Genomic DNA, 20946 nt, shown 5'->3' with positions numbered 1-20946 from the left:
AAATAATTTATAATTTTAAAACTCTATACTTTTTAGGCAATCTAACAGTATATCTCTTTCGATTTTGAGCTAATAAACCTTCAATGATAATTTTCTTAATTATGGCACATTTTTTTATACAATTAAAAATAGATGATAACATTAATGTTGTACTCAAAGCACATAAAACTATAAAATATAAATCCATAAGAATTGTATGATCTCGATTAGCCCAATATATTACCCCAATAACAAATAAAATAAGTATTATATAAAATGCTAGTGATTCTAAACATGAAACTCTAAAAAAAGTAATAATAATAAACCCTAATACGCTTATGACAAACGAAGATAACCCTATTATACGCATATATTCGTTATATGATATAAAAATATCTTCTGAAAAGTTTGGTTTTAAAATTTCAAAACTTAAACTTACACCAACCCCAATCATGGATGTTAATATTGCACCCCAAAATATAGTAGAAAATATAAATAATAGTTTACTTTGAATATTACTAATTAAAACTTCATATATATATTTTAACTCAAAATTCGGTAACCCCATTACTTTGCTATAGATATATTCTCTATAGGCTTTATAAAAACCAACTTCTGGACATCTTTTAAAAAACAACAGAAACATTCGTATATTATTCAAAGTTTCATATAAAATATTTTTTATCATATATATCTCTCTAAGCCTCTCAACTTATAAAATATACTTTAGAAAGTTAGCATATATTCATCTATAATAATCGTCTTCGTAATCGTCTTTATACCGTATTGCATCTAGATCAGATGGAGATAATACATTACCCTCTTCATCTACATATTCACGGAATTCATTAAAGTATATACCTGGAATATCAGATTCTTCTAACTCAGGCGCATCCTCGGGCTCAATATCCCAAAATTCTATCTCCAAAGATTGATTTTTGTTTTTATCTATCATTTCCTAACACTCCCTTTATTAGAGCACTCTATTTAAATACAAATCAATGTAACTTTATTGTAGCAAAATATATAAAAATAAGCACTATATCCCTTTTTAGTTATATAGTGCTTATTTTATATTTAAATCTAATCTTGTATGTTATTATGCTCCAAATAGTGACATTTGTTCGTCTTCAGGAAGTTCACCACAGCATTTGAGGTCTTTCATAAGATCAATGATGGTATTTGATACTTTACAACGGCGTTGTAAGTCTTTTAGAGATGTAAATGGACGTTCATTTCTTTCCTCGACGATAGCATCAGCTACTGTTTCACCAAGGGAATCAATAGCTAAGAATGGAGGTAATAGAGCACCATCCTTAATGCTAAAGCGTCTAGCTTCGGAGTGTTGAATGTCTACATTGATAAAACGATAGCCCCGTTGATACATTTCCATAGATACTTCCAAAGCACTCATAAGGTCCTTATCTTTAGGACTGGCAGCACGATCAAGAGCCTTGATACGGTTAAACTCGGTCAATTGTGTTTTGAGGTCCCCTGTCATGATCCGTAAATCGAAGGCTTTCGCACGAATGGAGAAGTAAGCTGCATAAAATGCCAATGGATGATATACCTTAAACCAAGCAATACGGAAAGCCATCATTACGTAAGCTACCGCATGTGCCCGTGGGAATAGATAGGAAATCTTTTTACAAGATTCAATAAACCATTCAGGAATATTATTTTCACGCATTTCTGCTTCAAATTCCGTCGTAGCTTGCCCTTGTTTATTTCGTTTTTCAATACCCTTACCTTTACGCACGTTTTCCATTACAAAGAAGCTATGCTTTCTATCCATGCCGCGATGAATCAAGAAGTTCATTACGTCATCACGAGTTGAAATGGCTTCATTCAACTTACAAGTACCATTTTTAATGAGATCTTGCGCATTGTCGAGCCATACGTTTGTTCCATGTGAAAAGCCAGAAATACGAACTAAATCAGAGAATGTTTGGGGACGAGAGTCTTCAAGCATGCCCCGTACGAATTTCGTGCCACATTCTGGAACAGCCAAACTAGCTACTTGGTCACCTTGTAATTGTTCAGGTGTTAAGCCAATCCCTTCTGTAGAGGAGAACAAGCTCAATGTCTTTGGATCATCAAATGGTATTGTCTTGGCGTCGATACCTGTCAAATCCTCTAGCATACGAATAATTGTGGGATCATCATGGCCCAGAATATCAAGCTTAGTCATACGACCTTCGATGGAGTGATAATCAAAGTGTGTCGTTAATACGCCACTTTCCTTTTTATTCGCTGGATGTTGTATGGGCGTAAAATGATGCACATCCATATCTCGAGGACATACCATAATACCACCAGGGTGTTGTCCCGTAGTATTCTTTACATTTGTAAAGCCTTTCGCTAAATGTTCAAAGAATCCATTGCGGGCTTGTATATCTCGAATTTCGGCGTATTTTTTAACATAACCAAAAGCAGTTTTATCAGCTATAGTACCAATTGTACCGGCTTTAAATACATTGTCACGACCAAATAGTTCTTCCGTATATTTGTGAGCTTTTGCTTGGTAATCACCGGAGAAGTTAAGGTCAATATCTGGAACCTTGTCACCTTCAAAACCAAGGAAAATTGCAAATGGAATATCATGTCCATTTGTTTGTAAAGCATGACCGCATTCAGGACAGTCTTTACGAGGCAAGTCAAAGCCCCCTGCATATTCACCCTTTTCAAAGAATTCTGAATATTTACAGTTAGGGCATACATAATGAGGCGGTAATGGGTTTACCTCTGTAATCTCAGACATGGTAGCGGCAAAGGATGACCCTACGGAACCACGGGAACCTACGAGATACCCATCATCAAGAGATTTTTTTACCAGCTTATGAGCGATGTAATACAATACGCCGTAACCATTGGAAATAATACAATCCAATTCATAATCGAGACGTTCTTGTACGACACGAGGCAATGGATCACCATAAATAGCCTTCGCATTTCTATAGCACATTTCTGTGAAAGCTTCGTCAGCACCTTCAATCTTAGGTGAATATGTACCATCAGGCACTGGCTTAATATCTTCAATGCTATCATTAATAGCACGTGTATTAGTAACGACTACTTCGTATGCTTTCTCTTCGCTTAAATAAGGGAAGGACGCAAGCATTTCATCTGTAGTACGTAAATGTAAATCTGGCTGTTCGTCTGCATCTGGATAACCACATGCAGTTAACATGATTTCACGATAAATTTTTTCTTCTGGTGTCAGGTAGTGAACGTCACAAGTAGCACATACAGGTTTGTTTAAGGCTTCTCCTAATTCGATAACGGTCTTATTCATATCAATAAGTGCCTGCTCGTCGGGCATGAGACCTTTACGAACCAAAAACGTATTGTTAGTATGTGGTTGAATCTCAAGATAATCGTAGAAGGATGCTACTTCCAAAAGCTCTTCTTTTGTAGCTCCACGAACAATGGATTGCATAAGCTCCCCTGCTTCACAGGCTGAACCGATGATAATACCTTCACGATGTTCTTCAATAACGGAGCGAGGCAAACGCGGACGAACCTTGTAATGTTCAAGGTGAGAAATGGAAATCATTTTATATAAATTACGCAAACCAACCATATTCTTAGCTAATAAAATAATATGGTACCGTTTATCTTTTTCCTTCTTCTTCTTTTTATCTAGTACAGGCTCTTCATCTTTTATTACCGTTTCATCTTCGATGAGGTAACCTTCTACACCATAGATAACTTTAACACCTAACTCCTTACCAAGAGCTTGCGCTTCTGGGAAGGCTTGTACTACGCCATGGTCCGTAATAGCCACCGCAGGATGACCCCATTTTTTAATTGTTTTAAACAAGTCTTTTACAGATACGAGAGCATCTTTATCACTCATCTTAGTATGTAAGTGGAGTTCCACACGAGAGTCCGGACGATTTTCAGTTCGTTCCACACTAGTAGTTTCTATTGCTTCAATACTGCGAATAGAAAGGATATAATCCTTGTCAAAACGATCATCAAAGCTGACACTACCTTGTACGCGAACCCGTTGTAAGCCTTTTAGTTGTTTTAATAATTCATCCCCTTCTTCAGGACTGTTCGTAAACTTGATAAATTTAATGCTATTTGTATCATCTACAATGCTGCCGTTAACGATACTTTTACCCGTCTTAGTATCACGTTTATCTAAACCAACAAAGACACCTTCAAAAATTACACTAGGTGTATCCAAGGTGCCCATGATTTTAGATGTGACCCCTTCAATTTTAGGTCCTAAAATCATGCCTTCATCAGTAGGTGCATCCTTTGGTACACGACGAGGATATTTACCATCCCCTTCACTTCCTTTAGCCGTAGATTTTGTAGTTTTTTTAGGTCCAAAGCCTTTGCTTGCTTTAGGTGTACTACTCACAGATGCGATAGTATCACTACTGCTAGATTCGGCAGCGGTATGATTAGAACGAGACACAACAACTGGACTATTGTTGAAATAGCCTAATTCAATAGCTTCTACAAATGGGGCAAAATCATCTTCGTCTACATCATCATATTCATCTTGTTGGTCATAACCCGCAAAAGACTTGCCTCTAGGTTCTTGATTTTTAGCCTCTTCAGCTTCACGTTGTGCTTCAGCCGCTTCAATCCATTCACCAGCACCACAGCCACCGCCATAATAATAGGTATCTAACCCTTCACCCGTTTCAGTATCTACTTTCCAAGCAAAGCAACAAGCTGTATCTGTATTTGTTGGAATATCATCAAAAGAGATATTTTTTTCCTTATACCATGCAGACAACCTTTCACGTAGACTAAGCAATGTGGAAAATGCAGAGTCTGCTGCTTGAATCGTCACATGTTGGCTATGACAGTTCACATAGAAGGATGATTTCTTATTCTGTTTTGGTACAACACGATAACGTACTTTCATTTTTATCCCTTATACCCACAGTAGGTAATACATAAATCTCTAAATCGCCAAATATCGCCCTTGCTGCTACGGCTATCTAATATAATCTCATAAAGCCCTTTTAATAAAGCTCGTAGAGCCTTAATTGAAATTCTAGGACTCGCCTCGTAAGCTAGCTTAATCGGATATGGTTTAAATGACGAATCATGATCCTTACATAAGTTTTGTATGGCTTGAACAGACATACCCACTTGGCGACATTCGCTAACTAGCAACTGTAAACGTAATTGCCCCTCAATATAGCTCATAGCACGGTCTAATTCTTTATAGCCGAACATAAATGGAAATAGTTCAAGTAATGTATCGATATCTCTTTTTAATAGAGCCTCTTTAAAAGTAAAAATATTTTTGGCTCCATAGTCACTACCGTTTTCTTCGAGAAATTCTTTGGTAATAACCTTTTCCTCAGTAATCTGTAAAAAATATCGGTCAAACTCAGTTCTCATAAAAGAAACAGGTACCTCTTGCCACAAATCAATGAGATGAGCCACATATTCCTGTGCATCAGGCGTCATTTTAAAGCCGTTAGACGTACAGTACTGACGTATCCACATCACGAGGTCTGCCCCTTCAAGACGCTTACATTGATGATTTGGTATTTTTTCTAAAATCTCTTTATTCTGCTTGATCCGTTTATCAATCATATCATGATAGATCAAAACGATAGGATTATCTCCATTATATTCCATGAGGAGTTCATACAATGGAACCCAAGCATCACTATTTTTGCCACTTTTACGAATAATGGGCAAATTAACTAAACAGAAGACCTTTTGATCGCCAAAAAGTGAATCTTCACATAGTTTTTCACTTATTTTTTGTGGGCCCACCTCATCATCTAATACAGTCACTGGAAGGTCTGGATAGGCACTTAAAAATTTACGTTTTTCTTCTTCAATTAATTGTGGTTCGTCGCCATAGATGAGTTGAATATGTGCCATGTTCCCTCCTTTCACAGATAGATATCTTTAATAAAGCTGTATCCCATTATATACATATGTTCTGATGATGGATCAACATCGCGTAAAGCACCATGAGGACTACTAAACAAAACCGTACTACGCGGTGAAATACGATCAATTTCATGCATTACACTAAATCGACTCGTTATAAATAAAACATTAGCCTTATCATTTAATTTTAGATTTTTTTCTCTACTTTGTCCATTATATACGACTATTTGGTTAATACCATTTTTATATATTACCCTTGCCAAACCGTTACTGTGAAAGTACTTAACTTTTACCATTCTAGGATTCATGCCATATGCCCTAATAGTTTGATTAATTTGTCTTTCATTAGGTATCGTTTTAATATAATCTGGTGCATCGATTAACAAATATGCCTGTTCATGGTTTGGTGCTATGCACAGCAGCACATTACACTGTTTCATAGGAATATAATGGATTAACGTATTCTTGTGATGATGAGTCACATAGTATGAAACACCATAGGCTGCAACCATGCATAATAAGGACATCACTACATATACAGTATACTCCTTCTTATGTGTCAAAAAGTACGTAAACAGACCTAGTAAAGTATAATATACATAAACACAACAAAGATGCATCATACCAAGCCAAAGTAAACTACCACTACGCCCTAGGACATGATTTAAATATAACAATATGCGTAATAGTGCATCTATCAAAGACCATAGAAACGATATAGACATTACATAGCTAATAACAGTGCTTATAAAGATTAAAATGATGGATATATCTAATATAGGTGCTACTATGCAAGCTGCTAACAAACTAGCAATACTAATATAGTGAAAGTAATACAGCTGTAGCGGCAAGATGAGCAACTGTGCTGACACACATAACACAAGGGGTGTTTTAATCCATTTTGGTAGCCATTGTATCCGTTCATATAGTACCTTCCCCCATATAAGTAAACCATAGGTTGCACCAAAGGATAGTTGAAAGCTTACATCAAACAAAGAAAAAGGATCATATACAAGACATAGAATAGCGCATATACATAAAGCCTGTTTAGCTTGATATAATCGTCCTTTTACATAAGCCATGCACATGAGTATACTCATCATCATTGCACGTATAACAGGTGCATCTCCACCAACGATACAGCAATATATACAAGCTACTAATATACCTAAAATTAAGCATGTGCGCTTCCGTAATTTAACGAGTCTTCCTAAACCGTAAATTAAGGCTAATAGCAGTGCAATATGTGAGCCAGAGATAGATAAAATATGGATGAGGCCCGTATAAGCAAAATCTTTCATTCGCTCTTCCCCTAGCTCACTATAATGACCACCCAAGCATAAGGCTTGTGCTAATACCTTTTGTGGACCATCTAGATTACTAGCAATATTTTTTTCAATAGATTCTCGTATTTGACCACATAAATATAAACTTTTTCCATATAGTTTTTCAGAAAATATTTCTTGAAAGTGGAATGCTTGTAAATCTTTATTAGTAGCAGATCGATATACACCATCATAGATTCGACCTCTTGTATTAGAGCTCATATATCTACCTCTAAGATTAATGCGTCCTTCCTCTTCGATGAGAAATAAACTTTTTGGTGTACCTTCAATTATTGCTTGATCCCCTAGCCGTATTAAATACTTTGTAGTAGATACCTTTGAGTAAATCTGTAATCGACCCTGTGCCTTAATATAGTCGTTTTTAGCAGTATCTTTATAGGGATGTAATCCATGTAACTCTACATTATATTTGTAATATTCCTGTTTATCGATAGTTACTAATTCAGGATATGATACGACAGTGCCAAAATATTCTCCTTCTTGCTGTAAATAGAAAGATGTATAGCTGTTATAGTTAATAATTCGTAAGTCTGTTTGATAATAGGATAATCCCATTGCAGCAAAAACTAATATTAATAAATTGGCATATAAACGCCACCTACAATAAGATTGCATTATTTTAATAACAGTTACACCAATAATAGCTAAGGCAATCGCAAAAATATAATGCATTTGACTAAGTACGGGATAATATTTACCATATCCTAATATAGTGCCAATTATTATAGATCCCAATATAGTATGTGCCCATTGGCTATAAGTTATAAATGGCTTTGTATTAACTAATACTTGAGTATTGAAGATTGATTCCTCAAACGCTCGTTCTGTATTCCTAAATTTAGATTGTAATTTTATCTTTAATCTTCTTAAATACGCCATCACCGATGCCCTTCACCCCCTTGATACCTTCAACGGATGTAAAGGGTCCTTTTTGTGAACGATACTCTTCAATTCTTTTTGCCATAGCGGGTCCTATGCCTGGTAATGCATCAAGATCTTTTGCAGAAGCTGTATTGATATTAATTTTGTTACCGCGCAATAAAACCTCTGGATTACCGTGGAAGTTAAATACTATGTGGATATGATCTCCCGCATTAACCGACTTTGCCATATTGACTGATTCTACATCAGCATAAGGTAATAGCCCACCTGCTAACTGAACTACATCACCTACAGTAGCACTACTTTCAAACTCATATAAACCAGGTGAAACTACGGCGCCCGTAATATAAGCTATAGGTTTGTTGGATATTTGTTCAACAGTTGATATAGAAGAATTTCCATCTATTGCTCCTTCAACTAAGACAGAATCGCTTTCATCTGTTATAATAGGCCATAGGAAATAAATTCCTACTAAAACACATAGGATTAATATAATTGTCATATATGGCTTCAATTTTACTTTCATAGTGCACCTCCTACTAAAAGATTTCCCTATGAAAGAATAAATTCCTACTGTTGACTCTATTGGTCACACCAGCAGGAGTTTCATAATTGATGTCGAATATAAGGAGATACAATGAATCAAGAAACATTAAAAAAATATGCACATACCTTGTTAAAATATGGCGTAAATTTACAAAAAGATCAAACTCTTGTTATTTCTGTAGATGTAGAAAACAAAGACTTTGCAGTTATCGTCACAGAAGAAGCATATGAATTAGGTGCCAAAGAAGTTGTCCTCAACTGGAGATGTTCTCCAATCGCTCGTCAACGTTTATTACATGCTAAGGAATCTGTATTAGAAAGACCGGCTAACTGGATTCCTGAATTCTACAAGCAATACATCGATGATAAGGCCGCTTTCTTATCTTTGATTAGTGCGAACCCAAAAGCGTTAGAAGGTATTCCAACAAATCGTATTTCACTACAATCTCGTAACTTAAATAAAGCTTTATCCTTCTACCATACAGCGATTATGAACTCCTCTGTTACATGGTGCGTTGCTTCTGTACCAACGGTTCTATGGGCAGATTTACTTGGCTATGAAGGTACAGATGAACAGAAAATTGAACAACTATGGGCTACCCTATTAAAACTTTGCCGCATTGAAGGTGTAGAAGCGAAAGACACATATCGTCATCACATGGCAAAATTGCGTCACCGCTGTGAAGCATTGAATAAATTAGACTTAAAGGCATTGCGTTATACTTGTGAAAATGGTACTGACCTCTTATTAGAATTACCAGAAGGTCATATATGGCTAGGTGGTGAAGAATCTTCAAAGGATGGCACTATTTTTAATGCCAATATTCCTACAGAGGAAGTTTTTTCCGCACCCCAATATAATGGTGTTAATGGTATTGTATACAGCACAAAACCTTTAATTTACCAGGGTAATACTATTTCTGATTTCTCCTTTACTTTCAAAGAAGGTAAAATCGTTGATTATACTGCCAAAGAGGGTTATGAAGTATTAAAAGAGTTAATAGAAACCGATGAAGGCTCCCACTACCTCGGCGAAGTTGCTTTGGTGGACCACTTCAGCCCAATTAGCCAATCTAACCAAATTTTCTACGAAACATTGTTTGATGAAAATGCATCCTGCCATTTAGCGATTGGTGCATCTTATCCTACATGCCTCAAAAATAGTGATGGTTTATCTGAAGAAGAATTAAAAGAACGTGGCCTTAACTACTCCTTAACACATGTAGACTTTATGATTGGTGATGAACATATGAATATTAAAGGCTACACTCGTGATGGCCAAGAAGTAGACATTATGATTGATGGCCGTTTACAAGTATAAACATGACTACAGTGTAATCCTACATTGGATGATAGTAAAAACTGTACGTTCAATCTAACGGATCTGGTTGATATCAATTTATAATAGAAAACTACATATAAAAGAGCCCCTATATACGCTTGTATATAGGGGTTCTTATTAGTGGTAAAAAATTATTATATCACAATGTAATATTCAATGTGCGGCCTGTAGATTTGTATTCAATAATGTCTACACCTGCGGTTTTCAACATCCGTTTGGATGCTTTTACTTCTTTTGTATCCTTATAGAGATCATCGCGATAGATAACGGCTTTAATACCACTTTGAATGATGGCTTTCGCACATTCATTACATGGAAAAAGCGTTACATATATTTTAGAGCCCTCTAGAGAACCGCCACGATAATTTAAGATTGCATTAAGTTCGCTATGTACAGTATAGAAATATTTATTATCATCAGCTGTATCACGTTCCCATGTGAAATCATCATCACTGCAATTCAAAGGCATACCATTATAACCAATGGACAAGATTTTATTATCATTACTAACAATACATGCACCAACTTGTGTATTTGGATCCTTAGAACGTTGTGCTGCCAAAATGGCAACACCCATGAAGTATTCATCCCAGGAAATATAATCGCTACGTTTTGCCATAATTACCTCACTTAAAATAAGCCCCCTTCTACCTATGTAGTTGGGGGCTTACAATATTAAACAAATAGAATATCCTTATTTAACAACGATATTTACAAGTTTACCAGGTACGTAAATAACTTTTACGATATTCTTACCTTCTATAAATTCTTGAACACGGCTAGATTCTTTGGCCAATGTTTCTAATTCTTCTTTTGTAATATTTACGGAAACAGTAAGTTTATCACGAACTTTACCATTTACTTGCAAGACTACTTCTACTTCGTCTACAACGAGAGCAGATTCTTCATATACAGGCCATTTTTCTGTGTGAATGGATGTAGTTTCACCCAATTCATGCCACAATTCTTCTGTAATATGAGGCACAAATGGCGCTAAAAGAAGCAATAAGGAATGTGTCAATTCATTAGCTAATGCACTATTGATTGTTTCTGCTTTATCCTTATGAGCATACATAGCGTTTACAAGTTCCATGATGGCAGAAATCGCTGTATTAAAGTTGAAATTATTATCTAAGTCTTCCGTAACCTTTTTGATAACACGGTGTAATTCACGACGCAATCCGAATTCGTCTTTTGTAAGATCACCAGTTACATTTTTCTTAGCCTCTTCGTTGTACGCATCAACAATACGCCATACACGGCCTAAGAAACGATAGGAACCTTCAACACCTTGGTCAGACCAATCAAGGTCACGATCTACAGGCGCTGCGAATAGAATAAACAAGCGAGCAGTATCAGCACCATAGGTATTGATAATTTCTTCAGGAGAAACTACATTACCTTTGGATTTAGACATTTTACTGCCTTCTTTAAGAACCATACCCTGTGTCAACAAGCCACGGAATGGTTCATTTGCATCGATAAGGCCTAAATCGTGAATAACTTTCACAAAGAATCGAGAGTACAATAAATGCAAGATAGCATGTTCAATACCGCCGATGTATTGGTCAACATTCATCCAGTAATTAGCAATTTTTTTATCGAATGAAGCTTGGTCATTTTTAGCATCTGTATAGCGCAAGAAGTACCAAGAGGAATCGATAAATGTGTCCATCGTGTCTGTTTCACGACGTGCAGGGCCACCACACTTAGGACATGTAGTATTTAGGAAGCTTTCAGATGTAGCTAATGGAGATACGGCACCAGATTCAAATTTAACATTCTCTGGCAAGCGTACTGGCAACTCTTCTTCAGGAACGAGTTGTTCACCACATTTTTCACAATATACTACAGGAATTGGCACGCCCCAGTAACGTTGACGAGAAATCAACCAGTCACGAAGGCGGAAGTTTACTTTACCTTCACCAATACCGCGTTCATTAAGAGCAGCTGTAATATTTTTACGAGCCTCTGCAGATGTTTGGCCGTTATAATCGCCAGAGTTAACTAGAATGCCATCTTCATGGTACCATTCTTGCCATTTTTCAAGGCTATATTCTTCGCCTTCACAAGCTACAACCTGTTTAATTGGCAAATCGTATTTATGAGCAAATTCCCAGTCACGTTCATCATGTGCAGGAGAACCCATTACAGCGCCTGTACCGTAGTCTACTAATACATAGTTAGCAATCCAAACCGGTACTTGTTCGCCAGACATAGGGTTTACTGCATAAGAGCCTGTGAACATACCTTCTTTAGGTGCCTCTGTAGATGTACGGTCGATATCGCTCATATTCCGCATACGTGTAATAAAAGCTTCTAATTCAGCTTTATTAGGAGCGTTTTCAATAATGCGTTCTACATATGGATGTTCAGGAGCCAGTACTACATAGCTTACGCCATAAATTGTATCTACACGGGTCGTATACACAGATACACGTTCATTAATAGACGGTACTTCAAAGGAAAACTCCGTACCTTCTGAGCGGCCAATCCAATTCTTTTGCATCAATTTAACGCGTTGTGGCCAGTGATCAAGAGTATCCAAATCAGTTAACAAGCGATCTGCATATTCAGTGATGCGCAAGAACCATTGAGACAAGTCTTTTTTCTCAACTGGGTTATCACAGCGCCAGCAAGCACCATCGATGACTTGTTCGTTTGCCAATACAGTATGACAAGTTTCACACCAGTTTACTTTAGCTTCTTTTTTGTACGCTAAGCCTTTTTTATAAAATTGTTGGAAGAACCATTGAGTCCATTTATAGTAATCTTCTTTGCAAGTCGCTACTTCACGGTCCCAATCGTAGGATAAACCAAGAGCTTTTTGTTGTAATTTCATGTTCTCGATATTATCAAGAGTCCATGTTTTAGGTGCAATACCATGTTTGATAGCCGCATTTTCAGCAGGCATACCAAAGGAGTCCCAGCCCATTGGATGCAACACGTTGAAGCCCTTCATTTTTTTGAAACGAGCTACTACGTCACCGATGGAATAGTTACGCACGTGACCCATGTGTAAGTTACCAGATGGGTACGGGAACATTTCTAATACATAGTATTTTTCTTTAGATTCATCATATTCTGTTTTAAATGTATGGTTATCTTCCCAATACTGTTGCCACTTTTTTTCAATATCTTGGGCTACATACTTTTCGTTCATGTAGGGGCCTCCTCATATGGTCAACCTCATAGGTTGCCATTTTATAATTAATATTTTTATTTTACTACGTACTGTAAAAGCAGTCAAACACTAGCGTTTTACGACTTGAATAGTTTTTATTAAATCATTTTTAGGGCTTGTATTTTGATCAGAACTATGACTAGTATATAAATCATTTTGCTCTTTAACAGTTTGTTTATTGTGTTCTTTTCTAGCTTTAGCCTCTTCTTCTAAGCGTTTTTTCTCAGCTTTTACTTTTTCAACTTCTTCTTTTGCTTTGCGTTTAGCAGCTTCTTTCTCTTCTTTAGCTTTCCGTTTTGCTTCCGCTTTAGCTGCTTTTTCTTTTTCTTTTTCTTCTAAGCGTAATTTGTATTGTTCAAGCTTTGTTAATGGTTTAGCTTCTTGAACTACAGGTTCAGGAACAACTGCTGTAGGAGATTTAGGAATACCACGTCCTAAGTCTTTTTCTTGAATCATAGTAATCGTAGAAATATCTTCAAACCCTTTACGCCATGCTGCAAACCCACCAAGGTGTAATTCTTTTACCAGATCAAGTTTTAAGCCTAACGATGTATTATCTTCAAACCAAATACGATCTGAACCAGAAGCTGTTGGAATAGATAAATAGTATAACTTTAATCGATCGTCCCAAGTCATTTTATCTCTGTAATTAGCAAAGTAATTCCCTGTATTTTTCATAGCCAGTGTTTCACCCTTAGCATAACCATTTGTATCATGCCATAAGCGCATATAGAATGGTACCCCTAATATTAGCTTTTGAGAAGGAACTTCAGAGAGCATTCTTTCTGTATGGCTACGAACCCAAGGATAACTTGCAACAGGACCTGCAGTAGTACTCTTAGCCCAAGTTTCGTCATATGCCATAAGAACTACATAGTCGACAGTATCTGCCAAAGCTTTGCGGTTATACACTAATGACCATTCTGGACTATCAGAATACCCGGTCACATCGATAGAAGTTTTAATATTATATTGATGTAAATGATTAGACAAATATGATACAAATGTTGTTAAACGATCGCGGTCAGCATAATCGATGTTTTCAAAGTCAAAGTTATAACCATCAAACCCATATATATAAGCATATTGAACAAGATTATGAGCATATTTCTTCCATACCGATTGGTCCGCCAAAATACCACTTGTAAAATTAGAGTCAAACCGATTAGTAATCAACGGCCAAATGTGATAGCCTTTATTCTTATACGCTTTCACATAATCAATATTAATATTTGGACTTGCTTCTAAACCTAAGCTATGCAATTTAAACCAACTTGGAGAAATGATATTGTCACCACTCGTATTGAGTTTTGCCTGATATGGAGCGCCCTCCGCTGTCCATGGATCAAAAGCCCAAGCCAATGGTGTTTTCAATGTATAAGGCGCTTTCACCGTAGATGCTTCTGGTGCAGGGCCTAAAATAAGTTGACCATTATTTTTTGTATAACTAACACCTAGCATAGCTGGATCAGACTCAATATCTACATAGGATAGACCATCTTTTTTAGTAATGGGCAATTTAACAGGTTCACCTACAGCTGCAGGATTTAAAACAACTTTATCACCTTGTAATTCACTTTGTGGAACAAACACGGTATATGCTGTTTTATATTGATTTGCTTCGTAATGACGTGTAGTAGTGGCTAAAAATTGATCTAATGGAACCAATACCTCTGCATGTACGAATGTACTTGATAAAGCAGACATTACTAAAGCTGTTAACGATTTTATAATAGTAGATTTACGAATCATGTACTCTCCTAATTCTAGGTCCCATACTGGGATACAATACCAATTTCTATATTATACCATATTATATATAGTTCATCTCTTTTCTTGCACGAAGGATATATGTAATTTATAATTTAATCTATGTACTAATAAAAATTATCACATAAGGAGTTTTGTATGCATCAATATTTATTTTTCATAGGGGACTTCCCTATTAGAGCCTATGGTACCATGTTAGCTTTGGCTATCATCTGTGGTGCCTCTGTTGCCTATGTACTATTGAAAAAGGATGGCCGCGGTTGGCATGAACACATCATCGACTTTTCCATTACTGTTGCCGTAGCTGGTCTCATCGGTGCTCGCCTATGGGATGTCTTTTTCTTTGATTGGGATTATTACGGTAATCATTTATTGGAAATTCCCTTTGTTTGGCAAGGAGGCATGGCCATTCAAGGTGGCGTAGTACTAGGCACAATTGCGGGCTATTGGTATCTTCGTAAAAACAAGATTGACTTTTGGGCTTTTGCCGATTTATTTGCCCCTGCATTGATTTTGGCGCAATCCGTAGGTCGTATGGCAAACCTTTTAAACGGTGATGCTTTTGGTCATCCTACGGGCGGTAATTATGGTATTATCTATCCTGAAAGTACCCTTGCCTACCGCACCTACGGTAATCAACCACTATGGCCTGCCGAAGTATGGGAAGGTCAAATCGATATTCTTATCTTTGTAGTCCTTCTATTATTTGGATCTTTTAAGCATGCTAAGGGTCAGGTATTCGTACTATATGCTATTCTCTATTCTACGGCTCGCTTTTTCTTAGAGTTCTTACGTGGCGATTACGTAAACGTAACGCTAGGTCTAAAATCTGCTCAAATGACGAGTTTAATAGCTATCATTGTCGGTATCTGTGTATTCATCTATCTAGGCTATCTAGAAAAGAAAAATCAAAAGGTACTTGTTGCTATAGAACCAACAGTAAAAACTAAAAAACGTAAATAAATTACATATAAAAAGAAAAGTCCTGCATTCATTGGTTTTACCATTGAATGTAGGACTTTTACTATTTTTTGAAATAAAACTATTTCTTAAAAGCCTATTCTCTATAAGGCTATTTCTTATAAACTTTCTTTAGCTTTTAGAACATCAATTTCTTCTAATGCACGATTTGCAATCAGTGCATTTTTTTCTTTTTTCTTACGTACTTTTTGAGGCCACGACTCCATAATGCCAAAGTTGACATTCATTGGTTGGAAGTTAGAGCCTTCGTAGTTAGAAATATAGTGACTAAGAGAGCCAATAGCCGTCGTCTTAGGGAATTCAATAAACGGTTTTTTCTCTAAATAGCGAGCTACTTGAAGACCTACCATGAGACCGCTAGCAGCAGACTCCAAGTAGCCTTCTACACCTGTCATTTGACCAGCAAAGAATAGACGTGGTTCTTTTTTTAGTTGAAATGCGTGATTTAATAGTTCAGGAGAATTGATATATGTATTGCGATGCATAACACCATAACGAACAAATTCTGCATTTTCGAGTCCTGGAATCATACCGAATACACGCTTTTGTTCACCCCATTTTAAATGAGTTTGGAAGCCTACCAAGTTAAACATGGTGCCTTCCTTATTTTCCTTACGCAATTGTACCACTGCGTAAGATTCCTCATTGGTACGTTTATCCACTAAGCCTACAGGCTTTAATGGTCCATAACGTAATGTATCTTCACCACGGCTTGCCATGATTTCTACGGGCATACAGCCTTCAAAGTAGATTTCTTTTTCAAAATCCTTTGGCTGTACAGCTTCAGCTGTTGTAAGCTCATGCCAGAACGCTTTATATTCCTCTTCTGTCATAGGACAGTTAAGATAATCCGCATCGCCTTTGTCATAACGAGAAGCAGCAAAAACTTTATCGTAGTTTAAAGATTCAGCCGTTACGATAGGTGCAGCAGCATCGTAGAAGTAAAAGCCTGTTTCACCAGTTAAGGCTTTAATCTTATCTCCTAATGCTTCAGACGTAAGTGGACCAGAAGCAAAGATAACAGTTCTCTCTGTAGGAATCTCAGTTACCTCTTCGTGATGAACTGTAATATTAGGATGGCTCTTTACCTTCTTAGTCACCATTTCACTAAATAAATGACGATCAACGGCTAATGCACCACCGGCAGGTACAGCAGTTGCATCGGCACATTCCATAATGATAGAACCTAAACGACGCATTTCTTCTTTCAAAAGGCCTACCGCATTTTCAATATTACCAGCACGCAACGAGTTACTACATACGAGCTCTGCAAATTGATCTGTTTGGTGCGCCGGAGAACTCTTCACAGGGCGCATTTCATATAAGTCTACATGAATACCTCGGTTAGCGAGTTGCCAAGCCGCTTCGGAGCCTGCAAGGCCTGCACCAATAACAATAACATTTTTATTATTCAATTGTAGTTTCCTCTTTTTTAGCTTTACTAGACTTTTTAGATTCTTTTACAGGTTCTTCACTAGCTTCGCTCTTTTTCTTTCTTGTTTTCTTTGGTGGTCGAGTCGGACAAGTTTCATTGGAACAGAACTTTTTAACTGTACCATTTTTATATGTCTTTTCAACCATTATAGAACCACATGTTTCACAGAAATCATGGGTTGGCTTATCCCATAGTGTAAAGTCACATTGTGGGTATCGATTACAGCCATAGAAAATGCGTCCACGACGAGACTTACGTTCTACGATTTCCCCTTCTTTACATTTAGGACACGTTACCCCAGTTCCCACTGTAATAGGTTTTGTGTTTTTACATTCTGGAAAATTAGAGCATGCTAAGAACTTACCGTATCGACCAAATTTATATACCATTGGACTATGACAAAGTTCACATATCTCATCGCTTTCCATAGATGCAATTTCAATGCGGTCTACATCACTTGCATCTTCTAGTTCTTGCGCAAAGACCTCGTAGAAATCAGATAATACTTTTACATACGTATCCTTACCAGATGCGATAGCATCAAGTTCTTCTTCTAAATCACGGGTAAAGCCAGTATTGATGATTTTTTCAAAATATGTAATCAAGAAGTCTACCACCACAAAGCCTAACTCTGTAGGCACGAATTGTTTATTCGTATTTTCCACATAGTTACGGCTTACGATAGTATCTAGAATTGGTGCGTATGTACTAGGGCGACCAATGCCAAGTTCTTCTAATGTCTTGATAAGACTCGCCTCGGAGTAACGTGGAGGTGGTTGTGTAAAATGTTGTTCAGGCAATACCTCTACCGTATGGGCAGCATCATTCTTTTTCAGAGCTGGCAATTGAGGTGCATCCTCTTTTTTCACATCTTCATAAACGGCACTGAAACCTGGGAAGATAACACGAGAGCCAGTTGCTTTAAAGGTATAGTCATCTTTAACATTCAACTCAATCGTTGTGGATTCATTTTGTTGAGGCGCCATTTGGCTCGCCATAAAACGATTCCAAATCAACGTATATAGCTTAAGTTCATCGCGACTCAAGAATGGTTCCACCATTTTAGGTGTTAACTCGAGAGATGTAGGACGAATCGCCTCATGCGCATCTTGTGCAGAACCTTTAGAACCGTACACATTTGGTTTAGATGGATAATATTCCTCCCCATAGTTACGAAGAATAAAGTCCTTAGCCATAACTTGCATCTCTTTAGAAATACGCGTAGAGTCTGTACGCATGTACGTAATCAAACCTACGTGGCCATAGGAGCCAATTTCTAAACCTTCATATAAATGTTGGGCAATCATCATCGTACGCTTAGCACCAAAGTTCAATTTACGCACACCATCTTGTTGCAACGTAGATGTTGTAAACGGAGGTGCCGCTTTACGAGAACGTTTGCGCTTTTCAATATTTGTCACTACTGCATCTTCACCGCCAATAGCATCAACCACCGCTTGTGCATCGCTTTCAGTAGTAATATCGATTTTCTCGCCTTTAATATGTGTCAACTCCGCTGTGAAAGATTCTTTTATAGGTGTTTCAAAATTACCTTTAATGGTCCAATATTCTTGTGGTTCGAAGGCTTGGATTTCGCGCTCTCGTTCACAGATGAGTCGAACTGCTACAGATTGTACACGACCAGCGCTGAGACCCTTACATACTTTTTTCCAAAGTAATGGACTCAATTTATAGCCTACGATACGATCTAATACACGGCGCGCTTGTTGAGCATCTACCATATTCATATCGATGGTACGTGGAGCCTCCAAAGCCTCTGCTACGGCATTTTTAGTGATTTCATTAAACGTAATACGACATGTAGACTTAGGATCTACATTGAGAATGTACGCTAAGTGCCAAGAAATGGCTTCCCCTTCGCGGTCAGGGTCAGTTGCAAGCAATACGGCACTGCTTTCATCAGCATAGGAAACGAGTTCATCTATAACCTTTTTACGAGTTACAAGATTGCTGTAGCGCGGTGTAAAGCCATGCTCTATATCGATGCCCATTTGAGATTTAGGCAAGTCTCGTAGATGGCCCATACTTGCTTTTACCACATAGTTAGGACCTAAGAATTTTTCAATTGTTTTAGATTTAGCAGGAGATTCTACAATAACCAAGACTTTGCCGTTCGGATTATATACGCGAGGTTCCCGTTGCTCCGGTGGCACAGAAGTTTGTAGTACAGATTTATCCCGTACAATCCCCATTGGAGTAAGGGCTTCTTTAGTAACCTTACGCTTTATAGTAGTACTCTCTTTCTTAGTATTTTTCTTTTCTGTATCTTTACTAGTACTAGCTGCTTTCGGCTCGTCAATAACGATAGATCGTTTAATGGACAAGTATATCACTCCTAGTCATATTAATATAGCCTCTCGGCGGATGATTCTCTATAGCCCCTTCCATTTCTAATGTTAGTAATAAGGGCTGTAGTTGTTGTAATGGAATACGAGTCGCTTTCAAAATATCACTAACCGTAATACATCGATCATGAGGTATTTCATTCAATATTACACTCCTATCCACATTAAAGCTTAACATAGAGCACCCTTTTCTATCAACACTTTGACTATGATTCCCTATTTGAACGCTAGCTTTTACGCCTTTATTACCTTTATTATTTGTTGGTAAAAGTTTATGTTCACTAGAAAAATATTCCCGCATTGTTAAATGGTATTGTTCAACTATATCCTCATAACCAGTAAGTACATATGCACCATTTTTCATTAAGAATTTATTTCCATCTGCTGTATGGTCTAATAGATTACATGGTACCACAAATACATCTCGACCTTCACTAACCGCCATATCTGCCGTAATCAAAGAACCACTACTAGACTTGGCCTCCACTACGATAACACCTCTGCATAATCCACTAATGATACGATTCCGTGCTGGGAAATGTTTTGCGGACGGCGGTGTACCTGGCGGGTATTCGGAGAGAAGTAACCCATTATTTTGTAATATACGATCAAATAATTTTGCATTTTCTCGAGGATAGGTAATATCTAAACCACATCCCATAACAATGATTCCATACCCCTGACTAGCCAGAAGGCCTTCATGACCATGTGAGTCTATACCACGCGCCCCACCACTAACAATAATGGTACTATATTTACCTAATTCCTTGCCGAGCATTCTCGCCACATTCCGACCATATAAGGAGCAACTCCTTGCTCCAACAATAGCAATACGATTTAAGCGTCCATCTAAGAGTGCCCGATTACCTCTCATAAATAAAATGGCTGGCGGATTATATATATGATTTAAAATAGACGGAAAGTCTTTGTCTAAAAAGGTAGTAAAATCCATCTGGTATTCGTCTACTTTATGGATAATATACTCTAATTTTTCATCTTTAGCCGATGCTGAAATGGCACGTTTATCAGATGCAGAAATATATGTATAAGATTTTAAGTTTTCTACATTCTTAATAGCTTGCCACGCATCATAAGGGGATCCAAAATCCTCTATAAAACGCCTTACATATGTGGCTCCAACATTGTATAAGCTTTGTAATCCTGCAATATAAATATTGTCATCGTATCTAATCATATAAACACCTAGTAATTCTTTCTAAGTATATAATCAT

General features: G+C 37.2%; 14 protein-coding genes. 2 read left to right on the top strand and 12 right to left on the bottom strand.

Annotated features, from left to right (window positions below):
* Positions 1-7 precede the first annotated feature (7 nt).
* The 6 genes from FNLLGLLA_RS04880 to FNLLGLLA_RS04855 form a co-directional block, all read right to left on the bottom strand.
* Complete coding sequence (locus FNLLGLLA_RS04880) at positions 8-667, bottom strand: hypothetical protein (RefSeq protein ID WP_156697554.1); 660 nt, start codon at positions 665-667, stop codon at positions 8-10.
* Between the two features lie 57 nt (positions 668-724).
* Entirely contained in the window at positions 725-934 is a 210-nt protein-coding gene (locus FNLLGLLA_RS04875) for a hypothetical protein (protein ID WP_174892299.1), read from the bottom strand.
* Positions 935-1078: 144 nt separating this feature from the next.
* Positions 1079-4870, bottom strand: a complete 3792-nt coding sequence (locus FNLLGLLA_RS04870; protein ID WP_174892298.1) for a PolC-type DNA polymerase III — start codon at positions 4868-4870, stop codon at positions 1079-1081.
* Between the two features lie 2 nt (positions 4871-4872).
* Positions 4873-5850: a DNA polymerase III subunit delta gene (holA, locus tag FNLLGLLA_RS04865; RefSeq protein WP_156697557.1), complete on the bottom strand. Its 978-nt coding sequence runs from the start codon at positions 5848-5850 to the stop codon at positions 4873-4875.
* Positions 5851-5861: 11 nt separating this feature from the next.
* Positions 5862-8090: a ComEC/Rec2 family competence protein gene (locus FNLLGLLA_RS04860; protein ID WP_156697558.1), complete on the bottom strand. Its 2229-nt coding sequence runs from the start codon at positions 8088-8090 to the stop codon at positions 5862-5864.
* Positions 8047-8616, bottom strand: a complete 570-nt coding sequence (locus FNLLGLLA_RS04855) for a helix-hairpin-helix domain-containing protein (RefSeq protein ID WP_077708441.1) — start codon at positions 8614-8616, stop codon at positions 8047-8049. Before FNLLGLLA_RS04855 ends, FNLLGLLA_RS04860 begins: the two co-directional genes overlap by 44 nt.
* A gap of 111 nt (positions 8617-8727) precedes the next feature.
* Here FNLLGLLA_RS04855 and FNLLGLLA_RS04850 point away from each other — a divergent pair, with 111 nt between their 5' ends.
* On the top strand, positions 8728-9957 hold the full coding sequence (locus tag FNLLGLLA_RS04850) for an aminopeptidase (RefSeq protein ID WP_077708442.1): 1230 nt from the start codon (positions 8728-8730) through the stop codon (positions 9955-9957).
* A gap of 160 nt (positions 9958-10117) precedes the next feature.
* Here FNLLGLLA_RS04850 and FNLLGLLA_RS04845 read toward each other — a convergent pair whose 3' ends face one another.
* From FNLLGLLA_RS04845 to FNLLGLLA_RS04835, 3 genes are all read right to left on the bottom strand, one after another.
* Positions 10118-10597 carry a deoxycytidylate deaminase gene (locus FNLLGLLA_RS04845; RefSeq protein ID WP_004695896.1) on the bottom strand — a complete coding sequence of 160 codons (480 nt, stop codon included), beginning with the start codon at positions 10595-10597 and terminating at the stop codon, positions 10118-10120.
* Between the two features lie 75 nt (positions 10598-10672).
* Positions 10673-13141 (bottom strand): leucine--tRNA ligase, encoded by a 2469-nt coding sequence (gene leuS, locus FNLLGLLA_RS04840; RefSeq protein WP_156697559.1) that lies wholly within the window; start codon positions 13139-13141, stop codon positions 10673-10675.
* A 90-nt stretch (positions 13142-13231) separates the two neighbouring features.
* Positions 13232-14914 carry a glycosyl hydrolase family 18 protein gene (locus tag FNLLGLLA_RS04835; RefSeq protein ID WP_156697560.1) on the bottom strand — a complete coding sequence of 561 codons (1683 nt, stop codon included), beginning with the start codon at positions 14912-14914 and terminating at the stop codon, positions 13232-13234.
* Positions 14915-15070: 156 nt separating this feature from the next.
* On the opposite strand from FNLLGLLA_RS04835, the gene lgt reads away from it, so the two are divergent.
* Positions 15071-15895 carry a prolipoprotein diacylglyceryl transferase gene (gene lgt, locus FNLLGLLA_RS04830; protein ID WP_128114240.1) on the top strand — a complete coding sequence of 275 codons (825 nt, stop codon included), beginning with the start codon at positions 15071-15073 and terminating at the stop codon, positions 15893-15895.
* Positions 15896-16011: 116 nt separating this feature from the next.
* Here lgt and trmFO read toward each other — a convergent pair whose 3' ends face one another.
* From trmFO to dprA, 3 genes are read right to left on the bottom strand one after another with little or no spacing between them, the layout of a single operon-like run.
* Positions 16012-17328 carry a methylenetetrahydrofolate--tRNA-(uracil(54)-C(5))-methyltransferase (FADH(2)-oxidizing) TrmFO gene (gene trmFO, locus FNLLGLLA_RS04825; protein ID WP_156697561.1) on the bottom strand — a complete coding sequence of 439 codons (1317 nt, stop codon included), beginning with the start codon at positions 17326-17328 and terminating at the stop codon, positions 16012-16014.
* Complete coding sequence (gene topA, locus FNLLGLLA_RS04820) at positions 17321-19693, bottom strand: type I DNA topoisomerase (RefSeq protein WP_174892297.1); 2373 nt, start codon at positions 19691-19693, stop codon at positions 17321-17323. The genes trmFO and topA overlap by 8 nt, the downstream gene beginning before the upstream one ends.
* Entirely contained in the window at positions 19683-20909 is a 1227-nt protein-coding gene (gene dprA / locus FNLLGLLA_RS04815) for a DNA-processing protein DprA (RefSeq protein WP_077708447.1), read from the bottom strand. The genes topA and dprA overlap by 11 nt, the downstream gene beginning before the upstream one ends.
* Between the last annotated feature and the right edge of the window lie 37 nt (positions 20910-20946).

The sequence above is a fragment of the Veillonella parvula genome (assembly GCF_902810435.1).
Classification (GTDB): domain Bacteria; phylum Bacillota; class Negativicutes; order Veillonellales; family Veillonellaceae; genus Veillonella.
Note: the sequence above shows the minus strand (reverse complement) of the source record. Positions and strands in the feature narration are given on the sequence as shown.

Coding starts and splice junctions, on each gene's coding strand:
- FNLLGLLA_RS04880 (WP_156697554.1), bottom strand. CDS start 667: ATGATAAAAAATATTTTATATGAAACTTTGAATAATATACGAATGTTT.
- FNLLGLLA_RS04875 (WP_174892299.1), bottom strand. CDS start 934: ATGATAGATAAAAACAAAAATCAATCTTTGGAGATAGAATTTTGGGAT.
- FNLLGLLA_RS04870 (WP_174892298.1), bottom strand. CDS start 4,870: ATGAAAGTACGTTATCGTGTTGTACCAAAACAGAATAAGAAATCATCC.
- holA (WP_156697557.1), bottom strand. CDS start 5,850: ATGGCACATATTCAACTCATCTATGGCGACGAACCACAATTAATTGAA.
- FNLLGLLA_RS04855 (WP_077708441.1), bottom strand. CDS start 8,616: ATGAAAGTAAAATTGAAGCCATATATGACAATTATATTAATCCTATGT.
- FNLLGLLA_RS04850 (WP_077708442.1), top strand. CDS start 8,728: ATGAATCAAGAAACATTAAAAAAATATGCACATACCTTGTTAAAATAT.
- FNLLGLLA_RS04845 (WP_004695896.1), bottom strand. CDS start 10,597: ATGGCAAAACGTAGCGATTATATTTCCTGGGATGAATACTTCATGGGT.
- leuS (WP_156697559.1), bottom strand. CDS start 13,141: ATGAACGAAAAGTATGTAGCCCAAGATATTGAAAAAAAGTGGCAACAG.
- FNLLGLLA_RS04835 (WP_156697560.1), bottom strand. CDS start 14,914: ATGATTCGTAAATCTACTATTATAAAATCGTTAACAGCTTTAGTAATG.
- lgt (WP_128114240.1), top strand. CDS start 15,071: ATGCATCAATATTTATTTTTCATAGGGGACTTCCCTATTAGAGCCTAT.
- dprA (WP_077708447.1), bottom strand. CDS start 20,909: ATGATTAGATACGATGACAATATTTATATTGCAGGATTACAAAGCTTA.